Origin of the sequence: Bacillus sanguinis (genome assembly GCF_018332475.1) — a bacterium.
Classification (GTDB): Bacteria; Bacillota; Bacilli; order Bacillales; family Bacillaceae_G; genus Bacillus_A; species Bacillus_A sanguinis.
The window spans coordinates 1-3,741 of the sequence record NZ_BOQB01000295.1; the positions used below are offsets into that span (position 1 = coordinate 1).

General features: G+C 32.7%; 3 protein-coding genes. 1 reads left to right on the forward strand and 2 read right to left on the reverse strand.

Features of this window, described 5'->3' with window-relative positions; translation table 11 throughout:
• Nucleotides 1-1,764: oligoendopeptidase F (gene pepF, locus KI369_RS24285; RefSeq protein ID WP_212957772.1), on the forward strand; the 1,764-nt coding region annotated here is incomplete at its 5' end.
• 54 nt (nucleotides 1,765-1,818) lie between these two features.
• Here pepF and KI369_RS24290 read toward each other — a convergent pair.
• Both KI369_RS24290 and KI369_RS24295 read right to left on the reverse strand, forming a co-directional pair.
• On the reverse strand, nucleotides 1,819-2,640 hold the full coding sequence (locus KI369_RS24290; RefSeq protein ID WP_212957774.1) for a MerR family transcriptional regulator: 822 nt from the start codon (nucleotides 2,638-2,640) through the stop codon (nucleotides 1,819-1,821).
• Between the two features lie 38 nt (nucleotides 2,641-2,678).
• Nucleotides 2,679-3,656: an agmatine deiminase family protein gene (locus tag KI369_RS24295; protein WP_212957776.1), complete on the reverse strand. Its 978-nt coding sequence runs from the start codon at nucleotides 3,654-3,656 to the stop codon at nucleotides 2,679-2,681.
• Between the last annotated feature and the right edge of the window lie 85 nt (nucleotides 3,657-3,741).

The window sequence follows — 3,741 nt, forward strand, 5'->3', positions numbered from 1 at the left end:
CAAGTAGCTGATAAAGAAAAATGGGATTTAACGGATATTTACGATACCATTGAAGATTGGGAAAGCGATTTTCATAAAATTGAAGTATTAACGAAAGAATTACACGAATTTAATGGAAACATTCATGATGGCAATAGTTTATTAGCCTATTTAACAAAGAGTGAAGAAATTTCTAGCATAATATCTTTAATGTTTGCTTATGCACGATTACAGTCTGATCTTGATACACGCGATACTGACGCCCAATCCCTTGTCGATAAAGTATCACAATTACACGTGAAAGTAAGTGCGGCTAAATCTTTCTTTTCCCCATTCTTACTTAGCGTAGATGAAAACACATTACATTCTTACATAGAAGAAACAGAAGGCTTACAATATTATAAAGAAGACTTATTTGAACTATACCGCTATAAAAAACATGTATTGAATAAGGACCAGGAAGAGATTTTATCCCAAATGGGCGAAGCACTTTCCTCTCCTCAGCATACATACGGCATGTTAAATAATGCAGATATACTATTTGGTGAAGTGACGACTGATGAAGGAGAAAAAGTTACTTTAACGCGCGGAATGTATGCAAAGTTAATAGAAGATGAGAATCGCGAGAAACGTAAAGAAGCTTATAAAGCTTATTACAAACCATACGTTCAATTAAAGAATTCTATCGCTTCTACTTTATCTGCTGCTATTAAAAATAATGTTACTGTTTCAAAGCTAAGAAACTATCCATCTGCTTTAGAAAAATCATTATTTGGCGACATGGTTCCGAAAGAAGTATATGAAAATTTAATTGATACGACGAAAAAAAACATTCAATCACTACATACTTATAATGAACTTCGAAAAGAAAAATTAAATGTAGATGAACTACGCCAGTACGACCTGGGCGTTGATTTAGTAGCAGGTGTAAAACAAGACATTCCATATAACAAAGCGTTTGACATCATGATTGAATCACTCGCTCCATTAGGTGAAGAATATATTGAAACATTAAAAAGCTTTAAAGATAAACGTTATATTGACGTGAGAGAAACGCCAGGAAAACGTTCCGGCGCTTATAACTTTGGTGTATACGGTGTTCATCCTTTCATTCTTTTAAATCATCACGATGATTTAAATAGCCTTTTCACTCTTACTCATGAATGCGGACACGGCATGCATACACACTACTCACACGGATACCAACCAAGAATTTCTGCACACTATACTATTTTTGTTGCAGAAGTCGCTTCTACAGTAAATGAAGTGCTATTAATTCATCATTTATTAAAAGAAGCAAAAGATGCTGCTGTACGTAATCATTTAGTAAACCATTTCATCGATAAATTTAAAGGCACTTTCTTTACACAAATCATGTTCGCTGAGTTTGAAAAAATCACACATTCAATGGCTGAGCAAGGTAAACCATTAAATGCCCAAGTCTTTAGCGAAGTTTATGAAAACTTGTTTAGAGAGTATAATGGCGACTCTCTCGTATTTGACGAAGAAGTAAAATACGGCTGGGCTAGAATACCGCATTTCTATCGTCCATTTTACGTATACAAATACGCAACTGGATTCGCTTCTGCAATCCAAATTGCTGATAAGTTATTGAGCGGCGATCCAAATACTCAAAAACATTATATTGAATTCCTTAAAGGCGGAAGTTCTGACTATCCATTAAATCTACTAAAAAAAGCTGGAGTTGATTTAACTACGCCAGAACCGATTGAAAGTGCACTAAATCGTTTTAGCTCACTTGTTGAAGAGTTTTCAGCATTATAAAAAGCATGCAGAGTATATACTCTGCATGCTTTTTTCATTTTGGTTACTTTATTCTTAGTCTATTTTCATAACCAAAAAACAAATTTGTGTCACATACTCCTCTACTAAACAATCACATTCAGGTCCCTTGATGTAAACCTCATATGGTGAATCATCTATTACATAACCATTTCTTTCAATCCATTTTTCTAACGCTATATAAGCGTAACCTATATAGTCGTAACTTCCATAATGCATAGTAGTAACGATTTGATGCGGATTTAATTTTTTTGTTTCATATTCTTGTACTACGTCTTTATCGTTCTCATGCATAACTGGAATTCTTAATTCAATATCGCTTTCATTTGGGATATACTCTTCATCATAAAAAACTGTAGAAGGCGAGCCGACTATTCGGAAATTATTCTTGTGTACTTTTTCATATAAGTCATAAAAATACTCATCCATATCATCTATATTTATTTGTAACCTTTGAGAAATTACTGTTATTTCATTTCTCATCCCAATTAATATATCGTAATTTCTATGGCGAGCAATATTCAGACCATTATTCACATTTACCATTTCATTCATTTCTGAAATAACCTGTAAATTTTGCTTCACTTCATGAGACAATTCTATAATTTGTGCTTGCATATGTTTAATAAATGAATCTTGATCTGACGACTGAAGAATGATTTTAATTTTCGGTAGAGGGAACTTATACTCCCTTAACTTTTTTATTTTCAACGCTATTTCTAACTGCCCTTGCTCATAATATCTATACCCATTTTCCGGGTTTACATATGCTGGTTTTAATATATCCTCTTTATCATAATGCCTTAGCATCCGTGTACTCATTTTACAAATCCGCGAAAACTCAGTAATTGTATACATATACTTACCCCTTGAATACATTTTCTTATACGCTTATTTTAAAACCAATCAAAAATCTTCCTAACTGAAAAAGCTTCATTCTGATTGTTCAATCTTTTCATTTTTGAAGGTAACAAATGATGAGGACAATACCACGTTAAACAATTTATTGCGCCTCCCATTGTCGATATTTCTCCTACATGAATTTGAATAGCTTGTTTCTCCGTATGCTGTTGAATATATCGTAAAACTTCCCGATCTTTAGCTAATCCAAACTTAGGCACGTAAATCGTATCACATGTTTCTAACATATTTATATACAAACCTTTTGCCGACGCTATTTTTTGATCATATTGCTCTTTCTCTGTATATGACGATGGCACAACTATAAATTCAGCTTCTGGCATTTGCTCTTGAATAATCTCTTGAACATTATATCTAAATTCATGATCCCCTAAAAAATCACTAATAAACATCGTATGTTCATCAATAAATTTAACCATTCCGTCTGCATGTGCAAGTACGTCCCCTTCTTCAGCAGGAATAATAATAACGCGGCTCACATCCAAATCCCATTCCAGTTGCTCTATAATTTCTTCTTCCGTCCAATCATAATTATCATCAAATATGCGTTCCGTTACTATAACAGTATCTTTTTTATTCCAAATCAGATTTCCACCGTCTAATATCAATGGAGATTTCACATATTCAAAGTCGTTCTTTTTCAACCATTTATTAAATTGTTGATCTAAATATCGCCATTGATCTTTCGGTAAGTAATTTGGTTGATATTTAAATTTAACTAAATGATTTGTGATAACTGGTGCAACATCTCTTAGCCAAATATCATCATACTCAAAAAAGCTTGTATGAAAGTCCTGCTCTTCAACAGATAAAGAAACAAGTTGATCAGTAAATGCTTTATTTTCATTTAAGTATTCATTAAAATAAATCAAATCTTCATAAAATGGACGATAATATTCATTTGATTTATCTGGTATTGCAGTAAAAATAATTCCATTTTGTTTTTGTTCCATAATATTTACCTCGCTTTTTAATAATGATGAAATAACTGATTTCACTAAGCGAACTATTCCTCTATTCAAATTTCGAAACGTGCAC

Excerpts from the sequence above, each read along its gene's own strand:
- KI369_RS24290 (WP_212957774.1), bottom strand. The coding sequence starts at position 2,640 with ATGTATACAATTACTGAGTTTTCGCGGATTTGTAAAATGAGTACACGG.
- KI369_RS24295 (WP_212957776.1), bottom strand. The coding sequence starts at position 3,656 with ATGGAACAAAAACAAAATGGAATTATTTTTACTGCAATACCAGATAAA.